Origin of the sequence: Mycobacterium sp. E342 (assembly GCF_001667665.1) — a bacterium.
In the GTDB taxonomy this organism is placed as follows: domain Bacteria; phylum Actinomycetota; class Actinomycetes; order Mycobacteriales; family Mycobacteriaceae; genus Mycobacterium.
This window is the reverse complement of record NZ_LZJM01000299.1, coordinates 72,573-99,562: the sequence shown is the minus strand read 5'-3', so window position 1 is coordinate 99,562 and position 26,990 is coordinate 72,573. Positions and strand designations below refer to the sequence as shown.

The 26,990-nt window shown below is 69.2% G+C and carries 29 protein-coding genes and 1 pseudogene; 11 read left to right on the top strand and 19 right to left on the bottom strand.

The window, feature by feature from the left end:
• The 8 genes from A5692_RS25270 to A5692_RS25230 all read right to left on the bottom strand — a co-directional run.
• Positions 1–1,057, bottom strand: a 1,057-nt coding sequence (locus A5692_RS25270) for a DUF6779 domain-containing protein (RefSeq protein ID WP_369830326.1), incomplete at its 3' end; no start/stop codon positions are given.
• An 86-nt stretch (positions 1,058–1,143) separates the two neighbouring features.
• Positions 1,144–1,620 carry a DUF3180 domain-containing protein gene (locus A5692_RS25265; RefSeq protein WP_068061555.1) on the bottom strand — a complete coding sequence of 159 codons (477 nt, stop codon included), beginning with the start codon at positions 1,618–1,620 and terminating at the stop codon, positions 1,144–1,146.
• Positions 1,620–2,168, bottom strand: a complete 549-nt coding sequence (folK, locus tag A5692_RS25260) for a 2-amino-4-hydroxy-6-hydroxymethyldihydropteridine diphosphokinase (RefSeq protein WP_068061553.1) — start codon at positions 2,166–2,168, stop codon at positions 1,620–1,622. Before folK ends, A5692_RS25265 begins: the two co-directional genes overlap by 1 nt.
• Before the next feature lie 100 nt (positions 2,169–2,268).
• Entirely contained in the window at positions 2,269–2,670 is a 402-nt protein-coding gene (gene folB, locus A5692_RS25255; RefSeq protein ID WP_068061549.1) for a dihydroneopterin aldolase, read from the bottom strand.
• Positions 2,663–3,496, bottom strand: coding sequence for a dihydropteroate synthase (gene folP / locus A5692_RS25250; RefSeq protein WP_068061546.1), 834 nt, complete (start codon positions 3,494–3,496; stop codon positions 2,663–2,665). Before folP ends, folB begins: the two co-directional genes overlap by 8 nt.
• Positions 3,497–3,514: 18 nt before the next feature.
• A complete protein-coding gene (gene folE, locus A5692_RS25245; protein ID WP_068061543.1) occupies positions 3,515–4,129 on the bottom strand; it encodes a GTP cyclohydrolase I FolE in 615 nt (204 codons plus the stop codon).
• A gap of 15 nt (positions 4,130–4,144) precedes the next feature.
• Positions 4,145–6,511: an ATP-dependent zinc metalloprotease FtsH gene (gene ftsH, locus A5692_RS25240; protein WP_068061541.1), complete on the bottom strand. Its 2,367-nt coding sequence runs from the start codon at positions 6,509–6,511 to the stop codon at positions 4,145–4,147.
• 269 nt (positions 6,512–6,780) lie between these two features.
• Entirely contained in the window at positions 6,781–7,197 is a 417-nt protein-coding gene (locus A5692_RS25230; protein ID WP_068061538.1) for a VOC family protein, read from the bottom strand.
• A 135-nt stretch (positions 7,198–7,332) separates the two neighbouring features.
• On the opposite strand from A5692_RS25230, the gene A5692_RS25225 reads away from it, so the two are divergent.
• Genes A5692_RS25225 through A5692_RS25215 form a run of 3 tightly spaced genes read left to right on the top strand, consistent with a single transcriptional unit; the run spans position 7,333 to position 10,498 of the window.
• Positions 7,333–8,301, top strand: coding sequence for an alpha/beta fold hydrolase (locus A5692_RS25225; RefSeq protein WP_068061534.1), 969 nt, complete (start codon positions 7,333–7,335; stop codon positions 8,299–8,301).
• Positions 8,298–9,485, top strand: coding sequence for an LLM class flavin-dependent oxidoreductase (locus tag A5692_RS25220; protein ID WP_068061531.1), 1,188 nt, complete (start codon positions 8,298–8,300; stop codon positions 9,483–9,485). The genes A5692_RS25225 and A5692_RS25220 overlap by 4 nt, the downstream gene beginning before the upstream one ends.
• Complete coding sequence (locus A5692_RS25215) at positions 9,485–10,498, top strand: zinc-binding dehydrogenase (RefSeq protein ID WP_068061528.1); 1,014 nt, start codon at positions 9,485–9,487, stop codon at positions 10,496–10,498. Before A5692_RS25220 ends, A5692_RS25215 begins: the two co-directional genes overlap by 1 nt.
• A gap of 5 nt (positions 10,499–10,503) precedes the next feature.
• On the opposite strand, the gene A5692_RS25210 is transcribed toward A5692_RS25215, so the two are convergent.
• The 4 genes and pseudogenes from A5692_RS25210 to A5692_RS30055 all read right to left on the bottom strand — a co-directional run.
• The gene (locus A5692_RS25210; RefSeq protein ID WP_068061526.1) at positions 10,504–10,788 is read right to left on the bottom strand and encodes a WXG100 family type VII secretion target; all 285 of its coding nucleotides are present in this window, start codon (positions 10,786–10,788) and stop codon (positions 10,504–10,506) included.
• A gap of 39 nt (positions 10,789–10,827) precedes the next feature.
• On the bottom strand, positions 10,828–11,124 hold the full coding sequence (locus tag A5692_RS25205; RefSeq protein ID WP_068061523.1) for a WXG100 family type VII secretion target: 297 nt from the start codon (positions 11,122–11,124) through the stop codon (positions 10,828–10,830).
• Positions 11,125–11,198: 74 nt separating this feature from the next.
• On the bottom strand, positions 11,199–12,275 hold the full coding sequence (locus A5692_RS25200; protein ID WP_068061520.1) for a PPE family protein: 1,077 nt from the start codon (positions 12,273–12,275) through the stop codon (positions 11,199–11,201).
• Between the two features lie 627 nt (positions 12,276–12,902).
• A pseudogene (locus A5692_RS30055) lies at positions 12,903–13,196 on the bottom strand (PE family protein); the annotation flags it as partial.
• Between the two features lie 173 nt (positions 13,197–13,369).
• On the opposite strand from A5692_RS30055, the gene A5692_RS25190 reads away from it, so the two are divergent.
• Both A5692_RS25190 and A5692_RS25185 read left to right on the top strand, forming a co-directional pair.
• Positions 13,370–13,714, top strand: a complete 345-nt coding sequence (locus A5692_RS25190; RefSeq protein WP_068061514.1) for a hypothetical protein — start codon at positions 13,370–13,372, stop codon at positions 13,712–13,714.
• 51 nt (positions 13,715–13,765) lie between these two features.
• The gene (locus A5692_RS25185; RefSeq protein WP_068061511.1) at positions 13,766–15,352 is read left to right on the top strand and encodes an HNH endonuclease signature motif containing protein; all 1,587 of its coding nucleotides are present in this window, start codon (positions 13,766–13,768) and stop codon (positions 15,350–15,352) included.
• A gap of 27 nt (positions 15,353–15,379) precedes the next feature.
• Here the strand turns inward: A5692_RS25185 and A5692_RS25180 are convergent, their stop codons facing one another.
• Both A5692_RS25180 and A5692_RS25175 read right to left on the bottom strand, forming a co-directional pair.
• Complete coding sequence (locus A5692_RS25180; protein ID WP_068061508.1) at positions 15,380–16,618, bottom strand: PPE family protein; 1,239 nt, start codon at positions 16,616–16,618, stop codon at positions 15,380–15,382.
• Between the two features lie 11 nt (positions 16,619–16,629).
• Complete coding sequence (locus A5692_RS25175) at positions 16,630–16,929, bottom strand: PE family protein (RefSeq protein WP_068061504.1); 300 nt, start codon at positions 16,927–16,929, stop codon at positions 16,630–16,632.
• Positions 16,930–17,278: 349 nt separating this feature from the next.
• Here A5692_RS25175 and A5692_RS25170 point away from each other — a divergent pair, with 349 nt between their 5' ends.
• Entirely contained in the window at positions 17,279–18,025 is a 747-nt protein-coding gene (locus tag A5692_RS25170) for an SIMPL domain-containing protein (protein ID WP_068061500.1), read from the top strand.
• Positions 18,026–18,049: 24 nt separating this feature from the next.
• Here A5692_RS25170 and hpt read toward each other — a convergent pair whose 3' ends face one another.
• From hpt to dacB, 4 genes are read right to left on the bottom strand one after another with little or no spacing between them, the layout of a single operon-like run.
• Positions 18,050–18,661, bottom strand: a complete 612-nt coding sequence (hpt, locus tag A5692_RS25165) for a hypoxanthine phosphoribosyltransferase (RefSeq protein ID WP_068061497.1) — start codon at positions 18,659–18,661, stop codon at positions 18,050–18,052.
• A gap of 50 nt (positions 18,662–18,711) precedes the next feature.
• The gene (tilS, locus tag A5692_RS25160) at positions 18,712–19,686 is read right to left on the bottom strand and encodes a tRNA lysidine(34) synthetase TilS (RefSeq protein ID WP_068061492.1); all 975 of its coding nucleotides are present in this window, start codon (positions 19,684–19,686) and stop codon (positions 18,712–18,714) included.
• Complete coding sequence (locus tag A5692_RS25155) at positions 19,665–20,723, bottom strand: zinc-dependent metalloprotease (RefSeq protein WP_068061489.1); 1,059 nt, start codon at positions 20,721–20,723, stop codon at positions 19,665–19,667. Before A5692_RS25155 ends, tilS begins: the two co-directional genes overlap by 22 nt.
• A complete protein-coding gene (gene dacB, locus A5692_RS25150) occupies positions 20,720–22,105 on the bottom strand; it encodes a D-alanyl-D-alanine carboxypeptidase/D-alanyl-D-alanine-endopeptidase (RefSeq protein ID WP_068061486.1) in 1,386 nt (461 codons plus the stop codon). Before dacB ends, A5692_RS25155 begins: the two co-directional genes overlap by 4 nt.
• A 114-nt stretch (positions 22,106–22,219) precedes the next feature.
• Between dacB and A5692_RS25145 the strand changes: the two genes are divergently transcribed.
• Positions 22,220–22,708, top strand: a complete 489-nt coding sequence (locus A5692_RS25145) for an inorganic diphosphatase (RefSeq protein ID WP_068061483.1) — start codon at positions 22,220–22,222, stop codon at positions 22,706–22,708.
• 47 nt (positions 22,709–22,755) lie between these two features.
• Positions 22,756–23,448, top strand: a complete 693-nt coding sequence (locus A5692_RS25140) for a hypothetical protein (RefSeq protein WP_068061480.1) — start codon at positions 22,756–22,758, stop codon at positions 23,446–23,448.
• 19 nt (positions 23,449–23,467) lie between these two features.
• On the opposite strand, the gene A5692_RS25135 is transcribed toward A5692_RS25140, so the two are convergent.
• Positions 23,468–24,544, bottom strand: a complete 1,077-nt coding sequence (locus A5692_RS25135; protein ID WP_068061478.1) for a DUF475 domain-containing protein — start codon at positions 24,542–24,544, stop codon at positions 23,468–23,470.
• A 90-nt stretch (positions 24,545–24,634) separates the two neighbouring features.
• Here A5692_RS25135 and A5692_RS25130 point away from each other — a divergent pair, with 90 nt between their 5' ends.
• Genes A5692_RS25130 through A5692_RS25120 form a run of 3 tightly spaced genes read left to right on the top strand, consistent with a single transcriptional unit; the run spans position 24,635 to position 26,986 of the window.
• Positions 24,635–25,912, top strand: a complete 1,278-nt coding sequence (locus tag A5692_RS25130; RefSeq protein ID WP_068061588.1) for a hypothetical protein — start codon at positions 24,635–24,637, stop codon at positions 25,910–25,912.
• Between the two features lie 22 nt (positions 25,913–25,934).
• The gene (locus tag A5692_RS25125; RefSeq protein ID WP_068061475.1) at positions 25,935–26,639 is read left to right on the top strand and encodes a glycosyltransferase family 2 protein; all 705 of its coding nucleotides are present in this window, start codon (positions 25,935–25,937) and stop codon (positions 26,637–26,639) included.
• Entirely contained in the window at positions 26,636–26,986 is a 351-nt protein-coding gene (locus A5692_RS25120) for a DUF2304 domain-containing protein (RefSeq protein ID WP_068061471.1), read from the top strand. The genes A5692_RS25125 and A5692_RS25120 overlap by 4 nt, the downstream gene beginning before the upstream one ends.
• The last annotated feature ends 4 nt before the right edge of the window (positions 26,987–26,990 follow it).

Sequence of the window (26,990 nt, the reverse complement as noted above, 5' to 3'; positions counted from 1 at the left end):
GCCCCCGCCGCCGGCCGCGCCCGAACCCCAGCCGCAAGCGCCGGGTTGGCAGCCGGTCGGCGCGTCCGGACTGTGGTTGCCGCCCGGCGCCCCGGGTAGCCACTGGGCCGGCTCCGACGCCACCGCTGCGCCGGCCGACGAGACGCAGGGCCGGCGGCGCCGCGCCCGCCATTCGGAACCGGACCAGGCCTGGGCGCCCCCGCCCGTCGAGCCGGTGAACCCGCCGCCGTACACCGAGTCCGGGCGCCGGGGGGGGCGGCGGGGAGGGCTGGCGAGGTTCGAACCTCGGTTCCGGTTGCGGCGGCGCGACGCTGTACGCCGGCTCGGGCTGAGCCGGCGGCGGAGGCTCCTGCGGCGCTTCGTACTGGTAATGGGCCCGCTCGCGGCGGGGCTGAGGCTGGGTCTGGGGCTGCCGGGGCGGCAACAGCGGTTCCTCGGGGACGTCGATGATCGCCGTTTCGTCGGCGCGGCTGGTCCCGCCGTCCTGCGAGACGGAGGTGACCCGGTCGCTCGCAACCCAGTCGTAGGGCGCGTCACGCGGTGTCTCGCCGTTGCGGTCCCACTCGCTGTACGCGCGTTCGGGCGCCGCCTCGGTGTCCGGCTTCTCCAGGGCCGGTCGCTGGGCAAGATCGGTGTCGAACAAAATCTCCAGGCTGGTGCGCAAAGCGCTCAGCTCCGCGCGCAGTTCGGCCAAGTCGTCGGCGGCCTGGGCACGCAGCTCAGAGGCCAGCTCGCGGCGCAGCTGGGACTCCACGGTCAGCTCGTACTCGCGCCTGGCCGAGATCTCCCGGTCCAACTGCAGGTCGTACACCAGCTTCAGGTCGCGGACGCGGGACTGGTCCGCGTCACTCTGGCGGCGGTACAGCACCGACACGAAGGCGCCGGCGACTGCGGCCCACAGCGCCAGGATTACAGCGAGCTTGAGGAGTTCCACCCGATTGGTGAAAACCAGTGCGGAGCTGGCCCCTATCGCAAGGACCAGCAACGCGGTCAAGAGCACCCACCCCGGCCTGCGGCCGCCGCGCCGAACCCGGGCGCCGCGGGACAGAACGGTCATGGCCTGACTGTACCTGCGCGAGGTCAATCCGCGTGTCGCCCTACTCCGGCGATTCTCACGCGGCTTGCAGGCGCGTCAGCAGCGGGTTAGTTTTCCGCCCCCTCGCCGTGCTCGGGTTGATCCGGCGGCGACTTGCAGCAATGCTGCAGCCACAGCGCGGCGACGAGTAGCGCCAGCGCGCTGACGGCCGCGACCACGGTGCCGGTCGTGTCCTCGGCGGCCGCCCGCAGCCAGGATCGCCGCGGCAGGAAGTACACCAGCACCCCTACCCACCAGCCCAGCGTCAGCGCGCCCACCCAGGCCGACGCCTTGGCGACCATCAGGCCGCGCGCCACGGCCAGCGGGTGCAGCCAGCCGGGGCCGACGCCGATCTCGCCGTCGTTGATCTTGGCCCGCACGTAGCGCGCCCACAGCGCCTCGGCGACGGCCACCGCGAGCAGCGACAGGCCCGTCCACACCGTGATCGGCGGGAACCACCGGTACAGGGCGTTCACCAGCAGATAACCCACCACGGCAGCGCCGACCACCGCGGCCGTCAGGTCACGTTTCCTGGTCGGTCCCATCAGGTTTCCGATTCCGGGTCGGCCGGCGGCCTGCCCGCGCGCTCGAGCGTGAGGCTGGTCAGCCGGACGCTTTCCCGGTCGGCCGGGTCCAGCTCGGCCAGCAGGCTCGCGACGGGCCGCTGACCCTCGGCGACGGTCAGCTGGGCGTCGGGGTCGATGGCCAGCCACGGGATCATGACGAAAGCCCGCAGATGGGCCAGCGGGTGCGGCAGCGTCAGGTTGTTCTCGCGGGAGGTCACCTCCGCCTCGTCGTAGCAGGCGATCAGGTCGACGTCGAGGGTGCGCGGGCCCCATCGCTCGCCGCGGACCCGGCCGGCCGCGCGCTCGAAGTCCTGGGCCCGGCGCAGCCAGCCCTGCGCGTCGCACGCCGGGTCGTTGGCGATCAGCACCGCGTTGAGAAACGGTGCCTGATCAACCCGGCCCCACGGGTCGGTCTCGTACACCGGGGACACCGCAAGCACCTTCTCGCCCAGCCCGTCGACGACCGACTGCAAGCGCGCGAGGCGGTCGCCCAGGTTGGATCCGATGGACAGCACCACCCAAGTCATATGCGCCGCTTCCCCCACAAGTGGGAGGTGCCCCCACCCCCGCAAGCGGGCGGTACCCCCATGACCCCGGCTCCGCCGGCGTCATCGTCGTCGTCGCGCGTCATAGGCGCCGCTCCGCCGGGACCACCGAGCCGCGGCCGCCGCGGCGCGACCGCCGCACCACCACCGCGACGTCGGCGAACTGCTGCGGAATGGGTGCCCGCGGCTTGTGCACCACCACCTCGACCGCGTGGACCCGCTCGTCTTGCATCACCCGGTCGGCGATCTCGCCGCCCACCGCTTCGATCAGGTTCCGCGGCGGCCCGGCCACGACGTCGGCCGCGAGCTGGGCCAGGGCGGCGTAGTCGTAGGTGTCGGCGAGTTCGTCGCTTTCGGCGGCCCCGGCAAGGTCGATCCACACCGTCATATCCACGACGAAGTCCTGCCCGTCGGCGCGCTCGTGTTCGAAAACTCCGTGTCGCCCACGAATCGTCAACCCCCGCAATTCGATTCGATCAGCCATCGTCTCCAGCCAGCTCGGTCTGCTGCGATTCGGTTTGCGACCACGCCTCCACCACCTTGAGGGCATCGGCCGTCGCCCGCACGTCGTGCACGCGGACACCCCATGCCCCGTGCAGCGCCGCCAGTGCGGAGATGACCGCCGTCGCCGTCTCGCGGCCGTCGGGCGAACGCGGCGAGCCATCCGCCCCGGCCAACAACGTACCGAGGAACCGTTTGCGCGACGCGCCCAGGAGCACCGGGATTCCGGTGGCGACGAACTGCGGCAGCGCGCGGAGCAGCGCCCAATTGTGTTGCCCCGTCTTGGCGAACCCGAGACCCGGATCGATCACCAGCTTGGCGGGGTCGACGCCCGCCGCGACGGCGGCGTCGACGCTGGCCAGCAATTCTGCGCGCACTTCGGCCACCACGTCGTCGTAATGTGGGGCCGCGTGCGGGCGGTCCGCCGACACCGAGCGCCAGTGCATCAGCACCCAGGGCACGCCGGCGTCGGCGAGCAAGGGCGCCATCGCGGGATCTGCCCGTCCGCCCGACACGTCGTTGACGATCCGCGCGCCGTTCTGCAACGCCGCTTGCGCGACCTCGGCGTGCATGGTGTCGATACTTACCGTGATCCCTTCCGCCACAAGCTCTTTCACGACGGGAATCACCCGCGAAGTCTCTACGCGGGAATCGACGCGCGTGGCACCGGGCCGGGTCGACTCCCCGCCGACGTCGACGATGTCCGCGCCGTCCGCGGCGAGCGCCAGTCCGTGCGCCACCGCGTTGCCGGTATCGAGATAGCGGCCGCCATCGGAGAACGAGTCGTCAGTGACGTTCAGAACTCCCATAACCTGCACAGGCGCGACTCACTTACGCAGGATGAGGTCGAGCGCTTCGGCTCGGGAAGCGGCGTTGGTCTTGAACAGTCCGCGTACCGCAGAGGTGCTGGTGACCGCGCCGGGCTTTCGTACGCCGCGCATGGCCATGCACAGGTGCTCGGCCTCGATCACCACGATCACCCCACGCGGATTGAGCTTGTTCATCAAAGCGTCGGCGATCTGGCTGGTGAGCCGTTCCTGCACCTGCGGCCGCTTGGCGTACAGGTCGACCAGTCGCGCGATCTTGGACAAACCGGTGACCCGTCCGTCCGCGCCGGGGATATAGCCGACATGCGCCACACCGTGAAACGACACCAGGTGGTGTTCGCACGTGGAGTACAGCGGGATTTCCTTGACCAGCACCAGTTCGTCGTGTTCCTCGTCGAACATGGTGTTCAGGACGCTGTCGGGGTCGGTGTAGAGCCCGGCGAACATCTCCTGGTAGGCGCGCGCGACGCGGGCCGGCGTCTCTCGCAGCCCGTGCCGGTCCGGGTCCTCGCCGACGGCGAACAGCAGCTCCCGCACCGCGGCCTCGGCGCGTGCCTGATCGAACACCCGTGTCGGTTCAGTGGCGGTGTCCGGACCCAAACCCGTCAAGGCCATCGAATCCTCCGTTCGTCAGCCGTGAGCCGGTGGCTTGGACCGGCTCACGTCGTCCTGCTCAGGAGACTTGCCGCCGTCCGGGTCGGGCAGACTCGGCGGCGGGTAGGGCGGATACGGCGGGTAGGGGGGCTGCCCCTGACCCTGCTGGCCCGGATAACCCGGGTAGTGACCCGCGGGCTGCGGCCAGTAGGGCTGCTGCGGGGCCGGTGGCGGCGGATACCAGTAGTTCGGCTGCTGGTCCTGCGGCGGCCATCCCGGCGCGTGCCAGCCCGCCGGCGCGCCGTAGTCCGGTTGGGTGGGCCCGTGCGGCACGCCGGGGCGGTAGCCGGCGCCTTGTGAGCCCTGAGAACCGTTGCCGCCGTTGTTCTTTCGGTCGGCATCCACTCCCGGGGCCGCCGCGGCCTGACTGGCCCGCGCGATGGCCGCCTTGAATGCCGGTTCGCTAACCGGCGGTGGCCACGGCTCACCGCGCTCCATCGCCAGCTCGCCGGGCGTCTTGATCGGCGGCTTGTCCGACGGGATGCGGCCGCCGAAATCGTCGAACATGGTGAGCCGGGGCCGCTTTTCGACATCGGCGAAAATCTTCTCCAGCTCCGCCCGATGCAAAGTTTCCTTCTCCAACAGCTGACCGGCCAACGTGTCGAGGACGTCGCGATATTCGGTGAGGATCTCCCATGCCTCGGTGTGGGCCGCCTCGATCAACTTGCGGATTTCGTCGTCGATGTCGCGGGCGACCTCGTGGGAGTAGTCGGCCTGCGTCCCCATGGTGCGGCCCAGGAACGGGTCCCCGTGTTCGGTGCCGTACTTGACCGCCCCGAGTTTGGAGCTCATCCCGAATTCGGTGACCATCGCGCGGGCCACCTTGGTGGCCTGCTCGATGTCGGACACCGCGCCGGTGGTCGGCTCCCGGAACACCAGTTCCTCGGCGGCGCGCCCGCCCATGGCGAACACCAGCTGCGCGATCATCTCCGAGCGGGTCCGCAGGCCCTTGTCTTCCTCGGGCACCGCCACCGCGTGCCCGCCGGTGCGCCCCCGCGCCAGGATCGTGACCTTGTAGATCGGCTCGATGTCCGGCATCGCCCAGGCGGCCAGGGTGTGGCCGCCCTCGTGGTAGGCGGTGATCTTCTTTTCCTGCTCGCTGATGATCCGGCCCTTGCGGCGCGGCCCACCGATCACCCGGTCGACCGCCTCTTCGAGCGCCGCGCTGGTGATGACGGTGCCGTTCTCGCGGGCGGTCAGCAGAGCGGCCTCGTTGATGACGTTGGCCAGGTCGGCGCCGGTCATGCCGACGGTCCGTTTGGCCAGCCCGGCGAGGTCGGCGTCCGGGCCGATCGGCTTGCCCTTGGAATGCACTTCCAGCACCGCTTTGCGACCCGCCAGGTCCGGGTTGGACACCGGGATTTGCCGGTCGAAGCGGCCGGGCCGCAAGAGCGCGGGGTCGAGGATGTCGGGCCGGTTGGTGGCCGCGATCAGGATGACCCCGGCGCGCGGGTCGAACCCGTCCATTTCGACCAGCAACTGGTTCAGCGTTTGCTCGCGCTCGTCGTGGCCGCCGCCGAGGCCGGCGCCGCGCTGGCGGCCCACCGCGTCGATCTCGTCAACGAAGATGATGCACGGGTTGTTCTGCTTGGCCTGCTCGAACAGGTCGCGCACCCGCGACGCGCCGACGCCGACGAACATCTCGACGAAGTCGGAGCCGGAGATGGTGAAGAACGGGACCCCGGCTTCCCCGGCCACGGCACGGGCCAGCAGCGTCTTGCCGGTCCCGGGCGGGCCGTAGAGCAGCACACCCTTGGGGATCTTGGCGCCCAGAGCCTGATAGCGGCCGGGGTTCTGCAGGAAGTCCTTGATCTCGTAGAGCTCCTCGACCGCCTCGTCGACGCCGGCAACGTCGGCGAATGTGGTCTTGGGCATGTCCTTGTTCAGCAGCTTGGCGCGTGATTTGCCGAACCCGAAGCCCATTCGGGCGCCGCCCTGCATGCGGGAGAACATCACGAACAGGCCCACCAGCAACAGCAGCGGCAGCACGTAGACCAGCAGCTCGCCCAGGATGCTGCCCTGGTTGACGACGGTGCTGACCTTGGCGTTTTTGGCGCTCAGGGCGTTGAACAGGTCGACGGCGTACCCGCTGGGGTACTTGGTGATCACCTTGTCGGAATTCTCGGTGTCGTTGTTGCCCTTTTTCAGGGTCAACCGCAGCTGCTGCTCGCGATCGTCGATCTGCGCGCTCTTGACGTTGTCACCGTTGATCTGCGCCACCGCCACCGACGTGTCGACGGGCTTATAGCCGCGGGTGTCGTCGCTGAAGTAGAAGAACGACCAACCGAGCAGCACCACGACTGCAATCGCCGTGACGGTGCGAATAAGGTTTTTCCGGTTCATCAATCATCGGCCTTGGTGGCCAGGTCCTTCCCCGATATACACGCAGCTCGAAAAGTCCAGGTTACCGCTAGTGGCGATCGCCAGCTCCGGCAGAGCCGGGGCGTAGCGGGTCGCCACCATCCATCGCGTGGCGATCGCCAGCTCCGGCAGAGCCGGGGCGCAGCGGGTACCGCCCGCTTGCGGGGGGCGGGTCGCCACCATCTGTGCATACAACGACCGTGGGTTCCCACCGGGGCGCTGGAGCCGGGCACTCATCCCGTCGATATCCGTCATTCGTAAAAGCGTGCCTCGACGACGTTGCCGTCCGGATCGGCGAAGTAGTAACCCTGCGGCGCCCAGCCGCGCGCCCCGAAGGTGGGACTCAGCCTCGCGCCGGTGTCCACCCCCTCCGCCTGCAGGCGCTGGTCGAGCGCGTCGTACTCCGGTTTGGACAGGGCAAGACAGACGTGGTTGACCGGGTGCCCGGCGCTGCCCGCCGTCCGGGTCAGCGATTCGGTGGCAGCGGCATCGGCCACCGGCAACAAGTCGATGATCGAGTCCTCACACACCCGCACGCTCGGGAAGGGCGCATCGCCGGCCTCGTATTCGGCAAACCGGACCGGCTCCAAGCCGACCACCCGCGTATAGAAATCCATTGAGGCGCGCGGATTCCTCGTCCACAGGACGACATGGTCGAGCCGTTTCATTCCGAGTCCACCTGCTTTCGCGTAAAGGCGAGGGCTTCACGGCGATATCTACCAGGCGACCAATGTCGTTGGAATGCTATTCGCAATCAGGTCGAATACTTCTCAGCCCCGGAGGGGTTGTGCTTTGGTGGCAGGATGCTCCCATCAACCGAACGGTTAGTAGAGACCAACGGTGTCCAACTGCGCGTGACCGAGGCGGGAGAGCGCGGCGCACCCGTCGTGATTTTGGCCCACGGCTTTCCCGAACTCGCCTATTCGTGGCGCCACCAGATACCGGTCCTCGCCGAGGCGGGTTACCACGTGCTGGCGCCCGACCAGCGCGGCTACGGCGGTTCCTCGCGACCGGATGCGATCGACGCATACGACATCCACCAGCTGACCGGCGACCTGGTCGGCCTGCTCGACGATGCCGGCGCCGAACGTGCCGTCTGGATCGGACACGACTGGGGCGCCGCCGTGGTGTGGAACGCCCCTTTGCTGCACCCGGATCGCGTCGCGGCCGTCGCCGCGCTGAGCGTCCCGGCGGTGCCCCGCTCGAAAGTGGCGCCGACGAGGGCGTGGCGCAAGGCATTCGGCGAGAACTTCTTCTACATCCTCTACTTCCAGGAGCCCGGCGTCGCCGATGCGGAACTCAACGCCGACCCCGCGCGAACGATGCGGCGGATGCTGGGCGGGTTGCGAACACCCGGCGACAAGGCCGCGGGCCTGCGGATGGTGGCCCCCGGTGCCGAGGGGTTTATCGACCGCCTTCCGGAACCCGACGGGCTACCGGACTGGCTGAGCCAGGAGGAACTCGACCACTACATCGCCGAGTTCTCCCGCACCGGCTTCACCGGCGGCCTGAACTGGTATCGCAACTTCGACCGCAACTGGGAGACCACCCCTGAGCTGGCCGATGCGAAAATCACTGTGCCGGCGCTCTTTATCGGAGGGACCGCCGACCCGGTGTTGACGTTCACCCGCGCGGACCGCGCGGCGCAGTTGATCACCGGCCCCTACCGCCAGGTGATGATCGACGACGCGGGGCACTGGTTGCAGCAGGAACGGCCCGACGAGGTCAACGCGGCCCTATTGGACTTCCTCAATGGATTGGAGCTGCGATGAGCGCGCCACTTCGCTTCGGTGTCTTCATCACACCATTTCACCCGATCGGCCAATCGCCCACCGTGGCTTTGGAATACGACATGGAACGGGTGGTCGCGCTGGATCGGCTCGGCTTCGACGAAGCGTGGTTCGGCGAACACCACTCCGGTGGCTACGAACTGATCGCCTGCCCGGAGGTCTTCATCGCCGCCGCGGCCGAGCGGACGAAACACATCCGGCTGGGCACCGGCGTGGTTTCGCTGCCCTACCACCATCCGCTGATGGTGGCCGATCGCTGGGTGCTGCTGGACCATCTCACCCGCGGCCGGGTGATGTTCGGCACCGGGCCCGGCGCGTTGCCGTCGGATGCCTACATGATGGGCATCGACCCGGTCGACCAGCGGCACATGATGCAGGAGTCGTTGGAGGCAATTCTGGCGCTGTTCCGCGCCGGGCCGACCGAGCGAATAGACCGCCACACCGACTGGTTCACGCTGCGCGAGGCGCAACTGCACATCCGGCCGTACACGTGGCCCTATCCCGAAATTTCGACGGCGGCAATGATTTCACCGTCCGGACCGCGGCTGGCTGGCGCGCTGGGCACGTCGTTGCTGTCGTTGTCGATGTCGGTGCCCGGCGGCTACGCCGCTCTGGAGACCACCTGGGACGTGGTGCGCGAGCAGGCAGCCAAAGCCGGCCGGGACGAGCCGGACCGGGCCGACTGGCGCGTCCTGAGCATCATGCACATCGCGGACAGCCGCGAGCGGGCCATCGACGACTGCACCTACGGGCTGCAGGATTTCGCCAACTACTTCGGGGCCGCCGGGTTCGTCCCCCTGGCCAACACCGTCGAGGGTGCCCAGACGCCGCACGAGTTCGTCGAAGACTACGCGGCCAAGGGCAATTGCTGCATAGGAACCCCCGACGACGCGATCGCCCACATCGAGGACTTGCTCGACCGCTCAGGCGGTTTCGGCACGCTGCTGATGCTGGGCCACGACTGGGCCTCCCCCGAGGCGACGTACCACTGCTACGACCTGATGGCGCGCAAGGTGATCCCCCATTTCAAGGGACAGCTCGCGGCGTCGCGCTCGTCGCACGATTGGGCCAAGGGCAACCGCGACCAGTTGATCGGCCGAGCCGGTGAGGCCGTGGTGAAAGCCATCACCGAGCATGTCGAAGAACAGAAGGGTGTGAGTAACTGATGCGCGCAGCGGTATTGCGCGACGGCCGGATGGTCTATCGGGACGATGTGCCCGACCCCGTGCCCGAGTCCGGTCAGGTGCTCGTCGGCGTGCGGGCGTGCGGGATATGCGGCTCCGACCTGCATTTCGCCGCTCACGGCGCACACGTGCTCGAGATGAGCGAGCGGGTGGCCGGCGGGGCGGGCGGCATGCATGTGGACTTGGATCACGACGTCTTCATGGGGCACGAGTTCAGCGCCGAGGTGCTCGAGGCCGGGCCCGGCACCGAGACCCACCCGCCGGGCACGCTGGTCACCTCGCTTCCGGTGCTGTTGTCCGCCAAGGGCGTCGAACCGATCGTCTACAGCAACAGCACCATCGGCGGCTACGCCGAACGCATGCTCCTCTCGGCCGCATTGCTCCTGCCCGTCCCGAACGGCCTGGACTTCAAACATGCTGCCCTGACCGAGCCGATGGCGGTGGGGCTGCACGCCGTCAACAAGTCCAACGTCACCCCGGGGGAGACAGCCCTGGTCATCGGCTGCGGTCCGATCGGCATCGCGATCATCGCGGCGCTGCGGTCCCGGGGTGTGGAAAACATTGTGGCGTCGGACTTCTCGCCGAAGCGGCGGGAACTCGCCAGCGCCATGGGTGCCCATCGAACGCTGGATGCCGCGCAGGGTTCCCCGTTCGACTCCGTCAAACCGGCGGTCGTGTTCGAGGCGGTCGGAGTGCCCGGCATCATCGATGACGTGCTGCTCCGGGCCCGGCCGGGCACTCGCCTGGTGGTCGCAGGCGTTTGCATGCAGCCCGATACCGTGCATCCGTTCTTCGCCATCGCCAAAGAGATCAACGTCCAGTTCGTCCTTGCCTACACCCCGGAGGAGTTCACCGACTCGCTGCGCGCTTTGGCCGAGGGCGACATCGACGTGACTCCGCTCATCACCGGAGAGGTCGGCCTGGACGGGGTCGGCGAGGCCTTCGACGAACTCGCCGACCCCGAGCGGCACTGCAAGGTTCTGGTCACCCCATAAGTCAGCTAAGCCCAGCTCGATCCGACCGCGCTGTCGGTACTGGCCATGTTGCTGCCGGCGGTCTGCACCTTCTGGCCGTGGGCGTTGGCCTGCTCGTAGATCACCTGGAAGTTGCGACCCAGCTGGATGATGAACTCCTGACACGCCGCCGAGCCGGCACCGCCCCAAAAGTCGCCGGCGGCAAGCACATCGCGGACGATGGCCTGGTGCTCGGCCTCCAGGGAAGCGGCCTGGGCGCGGATCAGGGAGCCGTGGGCGTCGACATCGCCGAATTGATAGTTGATCGTCATGTTGATCGTCTCCTGTTGGTAGAAGGTTGATGTGGTCGGTCAGTCGCCCAAGATCTGCTGGGAAGCCTGCTCTTGCTGCTCGTAGTTATCGGCGTCCCGGACGAGCCCGTCGCGCACGCCGTGCAGCATGTTGACGATGTTGCAGAAGGCCTGATTCATCTGGCCCATGGTGCCGTACGAGGTGGCCTGCGCCTGACCGCTCCAGCCCGCGCCGGCAATGTCCTGCGACGACGCCCACATCTTGCGGGCCTCGTCCTCCACCGTTTGGGCGTGGACCTCGAAGCGGCCGGCCATCGCACGCATCTCGTGCGGATCGGTCATGAAACGTGTTGTCATTGGAATTCTCCTTCGAAAGTGGTTGTTATGATTGACTTTTGGTCATCGATACGTCGAAAGCGTCTCTCCTTCCGTCATCCGACCACACGCGGCAACACGCTTGCGGGAGCCGGCAGGGTGCCGCCGAACCCGCGCATCTCCATGCCGGCCACCGGGGCCGCGGAGCTGCTCCGGGGACTCAGCATTCGAGCCGCGGCGCCGGCGCCGGCCAGTGGTGCGCCGGCCGGCGCGGCAGCCTCGGGAGCCGCCGCGGTCCAGCTGGGCGGAACCGAAAGGCCTCCGACCGGAGTGGCCTGGCCCATCACCGCCGACGGCATCAGTCGCGCGGGTGCCAGTCGCACAGGCGCTTGCATCAGCGGCTGAGCGGGGATGAACCGTTGGGCCATACCCGCCGGGGAGAAGGCCCCGGATCCGCGCATCGAGCTCGCGAGGCCCGCGCCGGACAGGGTCGCCCCGCCCACGCCCGATGTGGCCGCGCCGGACCCCTGACCGAAGGGCTTGCCGAGCAAGTCGGCGAAGCTGCCGATGGCGGAAGGGAAGCTGCTCGCCAGCGATGATGCCGACGAATTGAGCGCCGACGGCAGCCCCATCGCGGCTTGAGTGGCCATTCCCTGCATGTCGCCCGCGCTGGTGGTGGGCGGTGCGACCGCCATCGGTGCGAGCATGGCGGCCGCCGCCGAGGAGCCGGCGTAGGCGTACATGGCCATCGCGTCCTGGGCCCACATCTCGCCGTACTGCGCCTCGGTGGCCGCGATCGCCGCGGAGTTTTGACCGAGGAAGTTTGTCGCGACCAGCATCATCAGCGTGGATCGGTTGGCGGCGATCAGCGGCGGCGGCACGGTCGCCGCGAACGCAGCCTCATGCGCGACGGCGGCCGCCGTCGCCTGCATCCCCGCCTGCTCGGCCTGGGCGGCCGTTGCATGCATCCAGGCCAGGTAGGGAGCCGCGGCGGTGGCCATCGCCGCCGAAGAGGGGCCCTGCCAGCCCACCCCTGTGAGGTCGACGATCACCGTCCCGTAGCTCGTCGCAGCCGAACGGAGCTCCGCCGCCAGGCCCTCCCAGGCCATTGCCGCCGCCAGCATCGACGCCGGCCCCGGCCCCGCGTACATCAGCCCGGAATTGATCTCCGGGGGCGTCGCACCGAAATCCATGAGTGTTCCTTTCCTTTTTGCTTGGATTCGCTATGCCAGTGACGGCAAGGGCTTGGGGCCGGCAACAGCGCTGAAGGCCGAGTTCGCGTGCACGACATGCTCGCCCGGCGCGCCCGGCAAGTGCGGGGCCGCCGCGAGCGGCATCCGGTGGAGGGGCGCCGTCGGCGCCAGCTGCGAAGGCGAGATGTGCTGCCCCGCCCCGACGTTCGGGCGTTCGACCCGCTCGGACGGCGCCGGATGGGCCGGTGCCACGTGCTCGATACGCTGCGGGGGCGTCATCCGCGCGGGCGAAAGGTGCTCGACCCGGGCTGCGGGGTGCGCGCCATAGTCGCCGCGCCCGTACGGCGCCTGGTGGCGGCCGTAGTCGGCGTTGGCATACCCGCCGTGCTGCGGTGCCATGTGGCGGTAGTTGCCGCCCCCATGCCAACCCTGACCGAGGGGCGTCGCCGCCGGCAGCGAGCCGGGCGCCGCGGGACCCGCGCCGACGGGGGCGCCTGGCACCGGCCGGGCGGGGATGGTTGGGGTCACGCGGTTCGGCGCCGCCGGTGCGACCCGAGTGTGCACGGCGGGCGCCGGGCGGGCGGGTGCAACCGGGGCCATGTGCGCGGGCGCCAGGTGACCGCCCGCGGCTTGCGTCGCGTTGGCGGCCTCGGTGGCCGAATACGAATCGGCGCTCAGACCGAGGGCTTTGACGAACTGCTCGTGGATCATGCTCGCCTCGGCGCTGATCGCCTGATACTGCTGGCCGTAGCCGGCAAACGCGGCCGCGGTCATTGCCGAGACTTCGTCGGCTGCCGCCGGGACCACTCCCGTGATCGGGAACGCGGCCGCCGAGTTGGCCGCGGTCAGCGCGGAACCGATTGCCTGCAGCTGGCCGGCTGCCGCTTGCAGCAGTTCCGGGACTGTGGTCAGGAACGACATGTGTCTTCTCCTCCGTGAATGCCTGGATTCGGCTTACGTTGTCGTGCTTGCGGACACTATGTCATAATTCATGAATCTATGTCTAGTCTTAATCACGATATTCTTTATTTTGGTCTATAACTCGCAGGTCGAGACACTTTGCCCGTCTTTCGGCACCGAGTTACGCTGGATGGATGCCACGAACGAATGCCGCCGGCTGGGGGCTGAGGCGCCTGCTTGAGGCGACGCTGAACCGCGACATCACCGTCGAGCAGTTGCGCGACGCCTGCGGCGTCACCAAAGGGCGCTGGTACGGGCCCGCCGGGCGCGCCAACGCCGAGGACTTCCCCGACGCCGAGGAGGCCAGACGAGCCGCGCACGCATTCGGGCTCAGCGCTACCTGGCTACAGGTCGAACTCGGCCTGATCACCCCGGACGACGTGCACGGGGCCCTGGGCGACGGCCAGTCCCTCGACCCCTTCCGGGCCACGACGCGCCAGCGGGTCCTGATGCCCAATCCGGAGCCCTCGCGGGAGTAAGCCCCCGCGGGGAAGCCTTCGCTGTCGTAGGCATCGCATATTATCGAACACATGTTCGAATCGATGCCGACCCCGGCGTCCCTCGTGGAGCTGATCGAGTCGACGCACCGGCAGGAGTCAGTGCTGGTTGCCCGCCGGCTGGCCGCGGTCGCGGCACTGCTGAGGCACCGGGTGGCCGCCGCCGAGCGGCCTGAGCGCCCGCGCGAATACGCGGCGATCGACGGGTTCGAGCAGGCCGCTGCCGAGGTTGCCGCCGCGATGAACCTCTCCCCCGTGGCGGCCAGCTACGTGGTGTCGTACGCGGAGGCGCTGGACACCCGGTTGCCCGAAGTCGGGGCCCTGCTCGCGGCCGGCCGGACGGATTGGCGCACAGTGCGCCTGATCATCAGCCGCACCGACCTGGTGACCGACGAGAAGCTGATCGCCGAGATCGACCGATCGCTGGCCGAACGCCTCGACAGCTGGCACGGCTGGTCCAAGCAGCGGATCGTCAACGCCGTCGACGCCGCCGTGCGGGTCAACGATCCCGACGCCGCCCGCGAGCGCCGGGTGACCGCCCAAAACGACCGCTACGTCGGAATTAGCACCAAAGACGATGGGATGGCCGACATTTACGGGTCGGTCGCGGCCACGGCCGCGACCGCATTCGACCGACGGCTCTCACAGCTCGCCAAGCAAGTGTGCGCGGCGGACCCTCGGACGCTGGATCAACGCCGGGCCGACGCGCTGGCCGCGCTGGCCGAGGGCCGCGGGTTGACCTGTGCGTGCGGAGAACCGCAGTGCCCCAACCGGACCAGTGAGCGCGGCCCGGATCGTGGGGCCGCGGCGCAAGTGGTAATCAACGTGGTGGCCAGCGACCAGACCGTGCATAAAGGTGGCGGTGAGCCCGGCTACCTGGAGGGCTACGGCGTCATCGACGCCGAGCAGGTGCGCCAATTGGCGGCCGCGGCATCCGTACTCGTGGCCGACCCGGTGACCAGTCCGGTCGAGGCGTTGCGCTATCAGCCATCGGCGGCGCTGGAACGGGCCGTCCGGTGCCGCGATCTCACGTGCCGCTTCCCCGGCTGCAGCCGGCCGGCCGTCGTCTGCGACCTCGACCACACCATTCCGTTCAACCACCAGAACCCGGCGGCCGGCGGGCGGACCGTCGCGGAGAACCTCAAATGCCTGTGCCGACAACATCATCGGCTCAAAACCTTCGGCGGATGGCGCGACAAGCAACTGGCAGACGGCACCGTCATCTGGGTCTCACCCGCCGGGCGGACGTATCGCACCTCGCCCGCCGGTGCCGATCTGTTCCCCCAGACCGGCCGCCCGGCCTGCGCGCCGCCTGTGCCAACGAGACGAAGCCGCACACAGCAACGAAGCGCGCGAATCGCTCAGGCACGCAAGCACAACCGCGTGCAGCGGCCGGTCAACGAAGCCCGGCGAGCGCTGGAAGAGGCCCGCCAGCGAGAAATCGCCGCGCGCAAATTCCGGAACCACATGCGCGACATGCTCTTTCTGTTCAAAGGCGCACCCAGCACCAGCCCGTTCTGCACCTGGGTGAACGATCCCAAAGAACCCGAAGAGCTGCCGCCGGACTGGATTCCCGACGAACCGGCCCCGCTGCCGTTGCCGGACGATCCACCCTTCTGACCGGATCGGGTCGCGCGGGCCTCACGATCAACCCCCCGCCGGGGGTTGGGCGATGACAGTGGGCTTGAACCCATATCGGGGTGCGACAAACTGGGCGGCGACGCTGCGCCCCGCCCCGCCGACAGGCATCATCGGCACCGCGCCGACCGCATTCGTCGCGGGTTCGACGGCCGCCGCAGCGGTGACGCCGTTCAGCGCGACGGTGACGAGTGCCGTCGGGGCCGCGCTCGCCCACGTTCCTGGCACGGATAGCCCTCCGATCGATGCCGCCTTGCCGACCGTCCCGCCGATCGCACCGATCGAACCCAGGCCCGCGCCGGGGATGGCAGCCGGCAGAGCCGCTTCGGCGGCCTTGGCAGCGCCCTCGGCGGCGGACTTCGCGGCGGGCATCATGCCCTGGGCAATGCCTTGGATGTCTTTGAACGAGGTCGTGAACAGCCGTGTCGGCGAAATCAATCGGATGAACGCGTCAAATGGCGTGCTGGCGTCCAGGGTTTGCGACCCGGTCAAGCCCTCCAGGAGGTCACCCAGTGGACCGCCGATGACCAGCCCATCCCCTTCGGGGTTCAGCCCGATCAGCCCGCCAAGGGAAAGCGTGGGATTGGCCGGAGGATTGCTCGTCAACCCGGCCAGCGACGACAGCGTCTGAGGCACCGCGTCGAGCCCCTGCGCGCTCCCACTTCCGCCGACGCCAACCGCTTGCGTCACCGCAGCGGCCTGGCCGGCGAGGCCGCCGGGGTTGGTCGCGGGTGGCGACGGCTCTAACGGCGGCAACGTCGAGGCCGCGGCCGACGCACCGGCGTACCCGTACATTGCAGCGGTGTCCTGGGCCCACATCTCGCCGTATTGGGACTCGGTCGCCGCGATCGCGGCGGTGTTCTGGCCGAGGACGTTCGTCGTGAGCAGATCGATCAACAACGCCCGGTTCGCCGCGATCACCGGTGGCGGCACCGTTTCGGCGAACGCCGCCTCGTAGGCTCCGGCCGCCGCCACGGCTTGAGCGGCGGCCTGTTCGGCCCGCCCGGCCGTGCCGCGTAGCCACGCCACTTGCGGCGCGACCGCGTCCAGCATGGACGACGCGGCCGGCCCCTGCCACGGTCCGCCGGCAAGGCTCGTGATCACCGCCCCATAGGAGGCCGCCGCGGCATGCAGCTCGGCGGCCAGCCCATCCCAGGCCGCCGCAGCGGCCAGGAGCGGCCCCGAGCCGGGTCCCGAATACATCCGCCCGGAGTTGACCTCCGGCGGCAACTGCGCGAAGTCCAGCATCGTGCCCTCGCCTAACCGACCGCGGCGGTGTTGGCCGCCTCCGTGGCGGCGTACGAACCCGCGCTGACACCGAGTGTCGTCACCAACTGCTCCCGAACCCCGGCGGCCTCGGCACTGATCTCCTGGAATAGCCTTGCGTGCCAGGAGAACTGGGCCGCAGTCAATATCGAGACGAGGTCAGCAGCGGCGGGTGTAACCGCGGTCGTCGGGCTTACCGCGGCCGAGTTTCCCTCCCGCACGGTCGCGTTGATGTCATGCAGCTCTTCCGCGGCCACATCCAGCATTTCCGGCTGGACCAACAAGAAAGACATTTCCCCTCCTCAAAAGTGCTTCTCGACAACGCCTTTCAGCGCCGGTGGCGGACGCCGAGTGGGACGCCAGGACACGTTAGGGCAGTGACGCCCGGCGACGACACCCTCGGGCACGCCAATTCATCGCCGAGTCGATAACTGTTCACTTAGCTGATAGGAAATGCTGCAGCATTTGATTTGGGCATGAGAACTGTTGCGAACAAATATGTTTGGAGACATATATGGACTTATATGTGGTTGCTGGTCGATCCGTCATGGTTTGCCGAGGCGAGCCGGCCGGGCCGCCATCACGTTGCGGTTGTCACGGGATCACCGCATCGGCGCGGCCGAAGCGGCTAGGGTGCCAGGCATGCCGGTCGCAACGAACTCCCCGAGGTTTGCCCGCAGGTTGATCGCCCTGGCCGTCGCCGGCCTGGCGACCGCGACGGTGTCGGCCTGCGATTCCCCGCCTTCGGCGCCCGCGCCCGGGGTGAACCCCCGCCAGGTCACCGTCTTCGGATCGGGACAGGTCCAGGGCGTCCCGGACACCCTGACCGCCGACGTCGGCATCGAGTTCACGGCACCCGACGTCACCGCCGCGATGAACCAGACCAACGACCGTCAGCAAGCCGTCATCAACGCGCTGGTCGGTGCCGGCGTCGACCACAAGGACATCAGCACCACGGAGGTCACGCTGCAGCCGCAGTTCAACAACCCCGAACCCAACGGCACCGCGACGATCACCGGGTACCGCGCCACGAACGCCATCACAGTCAAGATCCACCCGCCCGACGCCGCGTCCCGGATGCTGGCCCTGATCGTCGCAACCGGCGGCGACGCCACCCGGATCAAGTCGGTCAGCTACTCCATCGCCGATGACTCACAGCTGGTGAAGGACGCACGCGCCCGGGCGTTCAACGACGCCAAGAGCCGCGCCGAGCAGTACGCCCAGCTGTCCGGGCTTCGACTGGGCAGGGTGCTGTCGATTTCGGAGGCCACCGAACCGACGCCGGGCGGACGGCCGGCGCCGCCGAAGGCCATGCCGAGCGCGGTCCCACTGGAGCCCGGCCAGCAGACGGTGAGCTTTTCGGTGACCGCGGTATGGGAGCTGGACTAGCCCGATGGCCAGCGAGGCCCGGGCCTACTGCTGGTAGACCCTGGGGTCCAGGGTGCCGATGTAGGACAGGTCGCGGTAGCGCTCGTCGTAGTCCAGGCCGTAGCCGACGACGAAGTCGTTCGGGATGTCGAAGCCCACGTAGGCGATGTCGACGTTGGCGCCCTTCGCGTCGGGCTTGCGCAGCAACGTGCACACGCGCAGGGAACGCGGATGGCGACTGGTGAGGTTCCGCAGCAACCACGACAGGGTCAGGCCGGAGTCGACGACGTCCTCGACGATCAGCACATCACGGCCCTGGATGTCGCGGTCCAGGTCCTTGAGGATCCGCACAACGCCGGACGACGACGTGGAGGACCCGTACGAGCTGACGGCCATGAACTCGAACTGGGTGGGCACCGGGATAGCCCGTGCGAGATCGGTGACAAAGATCACAGCGCCCTTGAGCACGGTGATCAGCAGGAGATCCTGGCCGGTCTCGGCCATGACGTCGCGGTATTGCGCGCCGATCTCCTCGCCGAGTTCGGCGATTCGCGCCTGAATCTGCTCGGCGGTGAGCAGCACCGACTTGATGTCCCCCGGGTACAGCTCCACGGGCTGGGCGGGGGTGATCGCCGAGGAGATCTGGGCCACGCCCACAGAGTGCCACGCCGACGGCCGAATAACCAACGGCGACCCCGGTATTGCGCCTATCGGGCGGGCTTTTCAACCGGTTCACGCCACAGGGTCAGCACACCGTCGCGCCGCCCGGCGATCAACCGCTCGTCGCGCAACGCGGACCCGACCGCCACCCCACCCTGCCCGCGCCAGGCGGTCACAAGCGCATCGACGCCGCGGATCTGCTTGTCGGTCAGACCGATTGCGCCGCCCGCCAGGAGCCAGCCGCGGATCACCCGGCGCCGCACCGGGGCTGGCAGCGCGGCCAAAGCCTCGGTCCGCAGGCCCGTGTCCGCCTTGGCCTCGGGCAGCGCCCGGGCCGCGAGGGTGTCGAGCAGCTCGGTGTCCTCGCGCAGCGCCGTCGCAGTGCGGGCCAACGCCTCGGCCACGCCACCGCCCAGCACGTCCTCCAGCAGCGGCAACACCTCCAAGCGCAGCCGGGTCCGGGTGAAGCGGCGGTCGGTGTTGTGCGGATCCTGCCACGGGGTCAGGCCCAGCTCGCCGCACGCGGCGTGGGTCACCGCGCGCCGCACGCCCAACAACGGCCGGCCCCACGGCGAGTCGTACGGGCGCATCCCGGCGATCGACCGCACGCCCGAGCCACGGCCCAGCCCCAGCAGCACCGTCTCCGCCTGGTCGTCGAGCGTGTGGCCCAGCAGCACCGGCCCGCCGTGGTAGGCGCTCAGCGCGGCGTAGCGGGCGGCGCGCGCGGCGGCCTCGGGGCCGCCTTCGTTGCCCACGTGCACTCGAACCACTTGTGCGGCAACGCATCCCAGGGTCTCGGCTTGCTGTCGAGCGGTTTCGGCGACGGCGGCGGAGTCGGGCTGCAGGCCGTGGTCGACGATCACGGCGGTGGTGGGCCGCAGCTGGGCCGCCACCGCGGTCAGCGCCAGGGAATCCGGGCCGCCGGACAGCGCCACGCACCATTGTTCGGCCGTCGCGACGTGGGTTTTGAGGAAGTCCTCGGCGGCCGCGCGCAGCTGCGCTACAGCACCCTGTCGATCCATCGCTGCGGTTCCTCGATCTCGGCGGGCAGTGGCAACGTCTCGGGGCCGGTCCAGATCGCGTTGAACCGCTCCATGCCGACCCTTCCCACCACGTGGTCGACGAATGCCTTGCCCCGCGTGTACTGGCTGAGCTTGGCGTCGAGTCCCAGCAGCGCGCGCGCCAGCCGCTGCAGCGGCGGCTGTTTGCGGTTGCGGCGCTCGTCGAAGCGACGGCGGATGGTGGTCACCGAGGGCACCACCATCGGCCCGACGGCATCCATCACGTGGTCGGCGTGGCCCTCCAGCAGCGTGCCCAGCACCAGCAGCTGATCGAGGGCCTGCCGCTGCGGCTCGGACTGGACCGCGCGCACCAGGCCGACGATTCCCGACGGGCCGTCGTCCGCCGCCCCGCTGCCGCGGTTGCGGACGTAATCGGCGAGCCGGCTCGCCACCTGCCCGACGTCTTCCCCGGCGTCCCGCGTCAACAATCCCAGCGCCCGGGACATGTGCTCGGACAACCACGGGTTCGCGGTGAACTGCACCCGGTGGGTGACCTCGTGCAGGCAGACCCAGAGCCGGAAGTCGGAAGGCTCGACCCGCAGTTGCCGCTCGACGGCGATGACGTTGGGATACACCAGCAGCAGGCTTCCCTCGTTGGTGGCCCCTAGGCCCCTCGCGAACGGGTCGTACTGACCGAGGATGCCCGACGACACGAACGCCAGCACGGCCCCCGTCTGCGCGCCGGTGACGCGGCCCGTGAAGAAGCCCCGCGGCTTCTCCGCTCCGTTCATCATCACCCGCATCGACTCGGCCGCCGCGGCGATCCACTCCGGGCGGTCGACGATCCGGGCGGCGGGCACGGCCCCGTCGGTCACCAGGCCGGTGACCTCACGCACCGGCGGCTCGGCCTTGGCGGCCGACCTGGTGAGCTCGTCGATCACCTGCCGCCGGGTGTACTCGCTCGCCGGCGGCCCCGGCCGGGCCAACCGCTGGCCGACGTTGGCCGCGAAGCCCCAGTCGACGGCGCCGCCGAGCGTCAGCTCCGAGGTGGGCGTCATGAGCAACCACAGGACCAGAGCTTGGTGGCCAGGGCGTCCATCACGTTGCGGCCGTTGGGTCCGGCCGCGTTGGAGATGAAGGCGAAGGTGAGCACCCTGCCGCTGCGGTCGGTGAGCACACCGGCCAAGGCGTTGGTGGCCGTGAGCGAGCCGGTCTTGGCGCGCAACCAGCCGGCGGGCCCCTGGTTGGAGGCCGCGTCGGTGAAGCGGTCGGCCAGCGTCCCGCTGCCGGCGGCGATCGGGAGCAGGTCCAGCAGCGCGCGCAGCGCGGGCTGATCGGGTCCGGCGGCGGCCTGCAGAACCCCGTCGAGTGTCTTAGCGGTCAGCCGGTCGTCGACGGACAGCCCGCTGGAGTCCATCAGCGTTATGCCTCCGGTGTCGACGTGCGCGGTGCTCAACCGGTTGGACACCGCGTCTGCGGCGCCGGCGAAGCTGCGCGGCCGGTTGATCGCGGCGGCCACCTCGCGGGCGATGCATTCCGCCATCACGTTGTCGGAGTGGTCCATCATCTCGGACAGCCGCTGGACCAGCGGCGCCGATTGCACGACGGCCAGCTGCCGCGCTCCCGAGGGAGCCGTCGCGATCGTCACCGCGGCGGGATCCAGGCCCAGCGCCTTGGCCAGCTCGCGCCCGGCGTCGAGCGCCGGGGTCCGGGACCGCCGGGAGTTCACGGTGCTGGGCTGGATGCGCCCCGCGTCGATCATCACCGACTCGATCGGCGCGATGTCTCCGTTGTCGACGTCGGCGACGTCCCAGCCCTGCGCCATCGTCGGCCCGCTGAACGCCGAGGTGTCCACCTGCACCGCGGTCGGCGTCACGCCGCTGCGGCGGACCTGCTCGACGAGGTCGCCGATCCGGGCCGACCCGCGGTACCAGGTGTCCACGCCGGGCGGCGCCGCCGACAACACCGGGTCGCCGGCACCGACCAGCACGACGGGCCCCTGCGCGTTCTGGCTGCCGGCCACCACCCGCGTGCTGATCCGGGCCTGCCGGTCCAGGGTCAGCAGGGCCGCGGCCGCCGTCAGCACCTTGTTCGTCGAGGCCGGCACCAGCGGCAGGTCGTCCCCGACCTGCCAAAGCTCTTTCCCGGTGAGGGCGTCGGTGACGCGGGCGCCCAGCCTGCCCAGGTTGGGATCGGCCGCGATGGCCGCGAGCGCGGCCGTCACCCCGGCGGGGTTGGGCGTCTCGGCGGTGTCGCTGACCGGCAGCATTCCCGGTTTGACCGTTGGCGCGTGCGGAGGCGGTATGGGGGCGTGCGAGTTGTTGCCACCATGCCCCGCCGAGGTGAAAAACGTTGCCGCCGCCACCACGGCGGCGACGAACGCCAGCACGGCCAACCCGACGAAGACATGGGTGGATTTTTGCCAGCGAGTGGGACCCATCGCTCTCCTGACTGTCTCCGACCCATTCTGCCGAATCCGCCGCATTGGCCTCGACTAGGGTGATGCCCGACGCAACGGACCACTTGCCACCCGCCCAGATCTAAGGAGCGCACAGTGCAATTCGACGTGACCATCGAGATCTTGAAGGGTCAGCGGAACAAGTACGAGATCGATCACGAGACCGGACGGGTGCGTCTGGACCGCTACCTCTACACCTCGATGGGCTACCCGACCGACTACGGGTTCATCGAGGACACCCTCGGCGAAGACGGCGACCCGCTGGACGCGATGGTGCTGCTGCCGCAGTCGGTGTTCCCGGGCGTGATCGTCGAGGCGCGCCCGGTGGGCATGTTCCGGATGACCGACGAGAAGGGCGGCGACGACAAAGTCCTGTGCGTGCCGGCCGGCGACCACCGCTGGGACCACATCCAGGACATCGCGGACGTCCCCGAGTTCGAGCTGGACGTGATCAAGCACTTCTTCGTGCACTACAAGGACCTGGAGCCGGGCAAGTTCGTCAAGGCGGCCGACTGGGTCGGCCGCGCCGACGCCGAAGCCGAGGTGCAGCGGTCGGTGGAGCGGTTCAAGGCCGGCGGGCACTGACGCTCCTGGCGTAACCGCGCGCCGCTCGTCGGTGGCATCCTGGCGGTGTGACCCCGGTGTTGCATTTGGCCGCCCATTTCTGGTGGCTGGTTTTTCCACTGGGCGGTGCGATCGGCGGCGGCCTGCGGGCCGTTGCCGCCGCCAACGAGCGTAGGGCCGAGCGCCGGCTGGAACGGTATCGGCTGAAGCAGCAAGCCAAGATCGCGATTGCCGAGGCATCGGGCCGGGCGCGGACCAACGAGGACAGCGATCGACGGGAAGTCGCCAAACTCCTTGCGACGCATGATCGTATCGACGCCCGGTGGTTCGACTACGAGGTCGACATCGCGAAATTGCTGGACTTTCCGATGATGACCGATATGCGGGCTCCGCTGACCATCGCCTTCCATCGGGCGAAACGACACGCGGACCTGCTGCGGCCGGAACCGCCCGAGGGCCTGGTCGGCAACCGGGACGCCTTGGTGGAATACCGCGACGCAGTCCACGAGTACGTCAGTGCGTTCGAGATCGCCGAAGCCGAGGCGATTCGCCGACGTCGCAGCGACTTCACGGCAGACGAGCAGCAACGGATGGCGCGGGCCCAGAGCTTGCTGCACTTGGCCCAGGACGACGCGGCCACGCGCGAGGAACGGCAGAATGCCTACGCGCGGGCGAGCAAGGAACTGAGCGGCCTGATCGCACTGCCGGCCCCAGCGAGGGCCGGCATCGAACGGCGCATCGCCGGCCAGATCGAGGCCTAGCTGTTCCTGGGCAGTACACCTAGCCCGTCGGCGCCGCGGCCTGTCGCCGATTGCGCAGCACGCTCCAGCCCAGCGCCGCGCCGATGAACACCACCCCGACCGAGGCGGTGACCGCCTCGGGGACCTGATATCGCGGGTTGACGGAGAGCAGCATGATCACCGAGAGCACCCCGATCGCCCAGTGCGCGCCGTGCTCCAGGTACACGTAGCGGTCCAGCGCTTCCTGCTTCACCAGGAAGATCGTGATGGACCGGACGAACATCGAGCCCACCACACCGAGACCAAGCGCAATGACGATCGGGTCCGAGGTGATCGCGAAGGCGCCGGTGACCCCGTCGAACGAGAAGGCGGCATCGAGGACCTCGAGATACAGAAACAGGCTGAGGCCGGCCTTGCCGACCGCGCCGCCGTTCGACACCGCCTCGAGGTCCGGCGGCCGAAACGCCCGGCTCAGACCGTTGACGACGAGATACGTCACCAGGCCCAGCAGGCCGGCGGTCAGCACCGTCTCACTCTCGTCGCCGGAATGCGTCAGCCCGGTTCCGACGAGAACCAGCGCAACGACGGCCACCGCCACCGACACCTGCCCGAGCCGTCCGATGCGGGCGAACGGGATCTCGATCCACTTGAGCCACTTGATGTCTCGGTCGTAAACGATGAAGTCCAGGAACAGCATCAACAGGAACATCCCGCCGAACGCCGCGATCTGTGGATGCGCGGCGGTGATCAGCTTTTCGTAGCTGGGCGAGCCGTCGGGGAATTCCAGCGCGCCGTGCGGCGGGGGGCGCAGCGCCAGCTCCATCGCGCGGACGGGGTCCAGGCCGGCGGTGGCCCACACGATCAGCAACGGGAAGAGCAGCCGCATGCCGAAGACGGCGATGAGAATCCCGACGGTCAAGAACATCTGCCGCCAGAACCGGCTCATCTGCTTGAGGATCGCGGCGTTGATGATGGCGTTGTCGAACGACAGCGACACCTCGAGGGTGGCCAGCACCAGCAGCAAGAACAGGTCCCGCAGGCCGCCGTGGGCGTATCCGACCGCGAGGGCCGCCACGGTGACCAGCAGCGAGATCCCGAAGATGCGCAAGGCGGCCAAGGTCCTTTCCGACAGCCGCCCACGATAGCGAACCCCGGTCGCCGCCGCTGACCTGCGTCCACGGCCACTTACTATTTTCAAATTGTGGCGATGCCCGAAGTCGGCGGTACCCAAGCCCCCACCGGCACCGGTCCGATCACGCGCGGCAGCGTGGCCCGGGTCGCCACCGCGACGGCGCTGACCGCCCTGTGCGGTTACGCGGTGATCTACCTGGCCGCCCGGGACCTGGCGCCGGACGGCTTCTCGGTGTTCGGGGTGTTTTGGGGGGCGTTCGGCCTGGCCACCGGCGCCGCCTTCGGGCTGCTGCAGGAGACCACCCGGGAGGTCCGTTCGAGCCGCCACCTCTCGGCGGCCCCACCGGCCGCGGACGAGCCCCGGACCCACCCGCTGCGGGTGTCAATGCTGGTCGGCGTCGGCGCGGCCGTGGTGATCGCCGGCAGCTCGCCGCTGTGGAGCGCGCGGGTGTTCGTCGAACAACGCTGGCTGTCGGTGGCGCTGCTCAGCGTCGGGCTGGCCGGGTTCTGTGTGCACGCCACCCTGCTGGGCATGCTGGCCGGCACCGATCGGTGGACCGGTTACGGGGCGCTGATGGTGACCGACGCGGTCATGCGGGTCGCGGTCGCCGCGGCCGCCGTCGTGCTCGGCTGGCGCCTGGTCGGCTTCCTGTGGGCCACGGTCGCGGGGGCGGTCGCCTGGCTGATCATGCTGCTGGCCTCGCCCTCGGCCCGGTCCGCCGCCCGCCTCCGGACGCCGGGCGGCGCCCAGACCTTCCTGCGGGGGGCCGCCCATTCGATCACCGCCGCCGGCGCGAGTGCGGTTCTGGTGATGGGTTTTCCGGTGTTGTTGAAGCTGACCAGCAACGAGCTGGGGGCCGAGGGCGGGGTGATCATCCTCGCCGTGACGTTGACCCGGGCGCCGCTGCTGGTCCCGCTGACGGCCATGCAGGGCAACCTGATCGCGCATTTCGTCGACGCGCGCGGCGACCGGGTTCGCCCGCTAATCGCCCCGGCCGCGATCGTCGGCGGCATCGGCGCGGTGGGGGTGCTGGCGGCCTGGGCCGTGGGCCCGTGGCTGCTGCGGGTGGCCTTCGGGCCGCAGTACCACGCCGGCGGCGCGCTGCTGGCCTGGCTGACCGCCGCGGCCGTGGCGATCGCGATGCTGACGCTGACCGGCGCCGCCGCCGTGGCGGCGGCGCTGCACCGGGCGTACGCGCTGGGCTGGGTCGGCGCGACGGTGGCGTCGGGGCTGCTGCTGCTGTTACCGCTGCCGCTGCAGACGCGCACCGTCGTCGCCTTGCTGTGCGGCCCGCTGGTGGGAATCGGCGTTCATCTGGTGGCGCTGTCGCGCGCCGGGCGCCCCGCCGGCTGATCGCGTGTACCTTTTGGGCTGAATGGACACTGCATCACCCAAGTACGCGGGCGCCTGGATCGTCATCCCCGCCTTCAACGAAGCAACCGTCATCGGCGAGGTGGTCGCCGATGTGCGGTCCGTCTTCGACAATGTCGTCTGCGTGGACGACGGCAGCACCGACGGCACGGGTGAGGTCGCCAGGCGGGCCGGCGCCCACCTGGTGCGCCATCCGATCAACCTCGGCCAGGGTGCGGCCATCCAGACCGGCGTCGAGTACGCCCGCAAACAGCCTGGGGCACAGGTGTTCGCCACGTTCGACGGTGACGGGCAGCACCGGGTCAAGGACCTGGCGGCGATGGTCGACCGGCTCGGCGCGGAGGACGTCGACGTCGTCATCGGGACGCGGTTCGGCGCGGCGGTGGGCACCCGGCCGCCGTTTCTCAAGCGGCTCGTGCTGCGGACCGCCGCCCGGCTGAGCCGGCGCGGTCGCCGACTTGGCCTGACCGACACCAACAATGGGCTGCGGGTGTTCAACAAGAAGGTCGCCGACGGGCTGGACATCACCATGAGCGGCATGAGCCACGCCAACGAGTTCATCATGCTGATCGCCGAAAACCATTGGCGTGTCGTCGAACAGCCGGTCGAGGTGCTCTACACCGATTACTCGAAGTCGAAGGGGCAGCCGCTGCTCAACGGCGTCAACATCATCTTCGACGGTTTCCTGCGAGGGAGGATTCTTAAGTGAACTGGATCCAGGTGCTGCTGATCGGCTCGATCATCGCGCTGCTCGTCTATCTGCTGCGATCCCGTCGCAACTCGCGATCGAAGGCCTGGGTCAAGGTCGGCTACGTCGTCTTCGTGCTGGCCGGCATCTATGCCGTGCTGCGGCCCGACGACACCACGGTCGTGGCGCACTGGTTCGGGGTGCGCCGCGGCACCGACCTGATGCTCTACGCGCTCATCATGGCGTTCTGCTTCACCACGCTCAGCACCTACATGCGGTTCAAGGACCTGGAGCTGCGCTACGCGCGACTCGCGCGCGCCCTGGCGCTCGAGGGCGCCCAGACGCCCGAACAGTCGTCGAACGTGTAATCAG

Excerpts from the sequence above, each read along its gene's own strand:
- A5692_RS25265 (WP_068061555.1), bottom strand. The coding sequence starts at position 1,620 with ATGGGACCGACCAGGAAACGTGACCTGACGGCCGCGGTGGTCGGCGCT.
- folK (WP_068061553.1), bottom strand. The coding sequence starts at position 2,168 with ATGACTTGGGTGGTGCTGTCCATCGGATCCAACCTGGGCGACCGCCTC.
- folB (WP_068061549.1), bottom strand. The coding sequence starts at position 2,670 with ATGGCTGATCGAATCGAATTGCGGGGGTTGACGATTCGTGGGCGACAC.
- folP (WP_068061546.1), bottom strand. The coding sequence starts at position 3,496 with ATGGGAGTTCTGAACGTCACTGACGACTCGTTCTCCGATGGCGGCCGC.
- folE (WP_068061543.1), bottom strand. The coding sequence starts at position 4,129 with ATGGCCTTGACGGGTTTGGGTCCGGACACCGCCACTGAACCGACACGG.
- ftsH (WP_068061541.1), bottom strand. The coding sequence starts at position 6,511 with ATGAACCGGAAAAACCTTATTCGCACCGTCACGGCGATTGCAGTCGTG.
- A5692_RS25230 (WP_068061538.1), bottom strand. The coding sequence starts at position 7,197 with ATGAAACGGCTCGACCATGTCGTCCTGTGGACGAGGAATCCGCGCGCC.
- A5692_RS25225 (WP_068061534.1), top strand. The coding sequence starts at position 7,333 with ATGCTCCCATCAACCGAACGGTTAGTAGAGACCAACGGTGTCCAACTG.
- A5692_RS25220 (WP_068061531.1), top strand. The coding sequence starts at position 8,298 with ATGAGCGCGCCACTTCGCTTCGGTGTCTTCATCACACCATTTCACCCG.
- A5692_RS25215 (WP_068061528.1), top strand. The coding sequence starts at position 9,485 with ATGCGCGCAGCGGTATTGCGCGACGGCCGGATGGTCTATCGGGACGAT.
- A5692_RS25210 (WP_068061526.1), bottom strand. The coding sequence starts at position 10,788 with ATGACGATCAACTATCAATTCGGCGATGTCGACGCCCACGGCTCCCTG.
- A5692_RS25205 (WP_068061523.1), bottom strand. The coding sequence starts at position 11,124 with ATGACAACACGTTTCATGACCGATCCGCACGAGATGCGTGCGATGGCC.
- A5692_RS25200 (WP_068061520.1), bottom strand. The coding sequence starts at position 12,275 with ATGGATTTCGGTGCGACGCCCCCGGAGATCAATTCCGGGCTGATGTAC.
- A5692_RS25190 (WP_068061514.1), top strand. The coding sequence starts at position 13,370 with ATGCCACGAACGAATGCCGCCGGCTGGGGGCTGAGGCGCCTGCTTGAG.
- A5692_RS25185 (WP_068061511.1), top strand. The coding sequence starts at position 13,766 with ATGTTCGAATCGATGCCGACCCCGGCGTCCCTCGTGGAGCTGATCGAG.
- A5692_RS25180 (WP_068061508.1), bottom strand. The coding sequence starts at position 16,618 with ATGCTGGACTTCGCGCAGTTGCCGCCGGAGGTCAACTCCGGGCGGATG.
- A5692_RS25175 (WP_068061504.1), bottom strand. The coding sequence starts at position 16,929 with ATGTCTTTCTTGTTGGTCCAGCCGGAAATGCTGGATGTGGCCGCGGAA.
- A5692_RS25170 (WP_068061500.1), top strand. The coding sequence starts at position 17,279 with ATGCCGGTCGCAACGAACTCCCCGAGGTTTGCCCGCAGGTTGATCGCC.
- tilS (WP_068061492.1), bottom strand. The coding sequence starts at position 19,686 with ATGGATCGACAGGGTGCTGTAGCGCAGCTGCGCGCGGCCGCCGAGGAC.
- A5692_RS25155 (WP_068061489.1), bottom strand. The coding sequence starts at position 20,723 with ATGACGCCCACCTCGGAGCTGACGCTCGGCGGCGCCGTCGACTGGGGC.
- dacB (WP_068061486.1), bottom strand. The coding sequence starts at position 22,105 with ATGGGTCCCACTCGCTGGCAAAAATCCACCCATGTCTTCGTCGGGTTG.
- A5692_RS25130 (WP_068061588.1), top strand. The coding sequence starts at position 24,635 with ATGCCCGAAGTCGGCGGTACCCAAGCCCCCACCGGCACCGGTCCGATC.
- A5692_RS25125 (WP_068061475.1), top strand. The coding sequence starts at position 25,935 with ATGGACACTGCATCACCCAAGTACGCGGGCGCCTGGATCGTCATCCCC.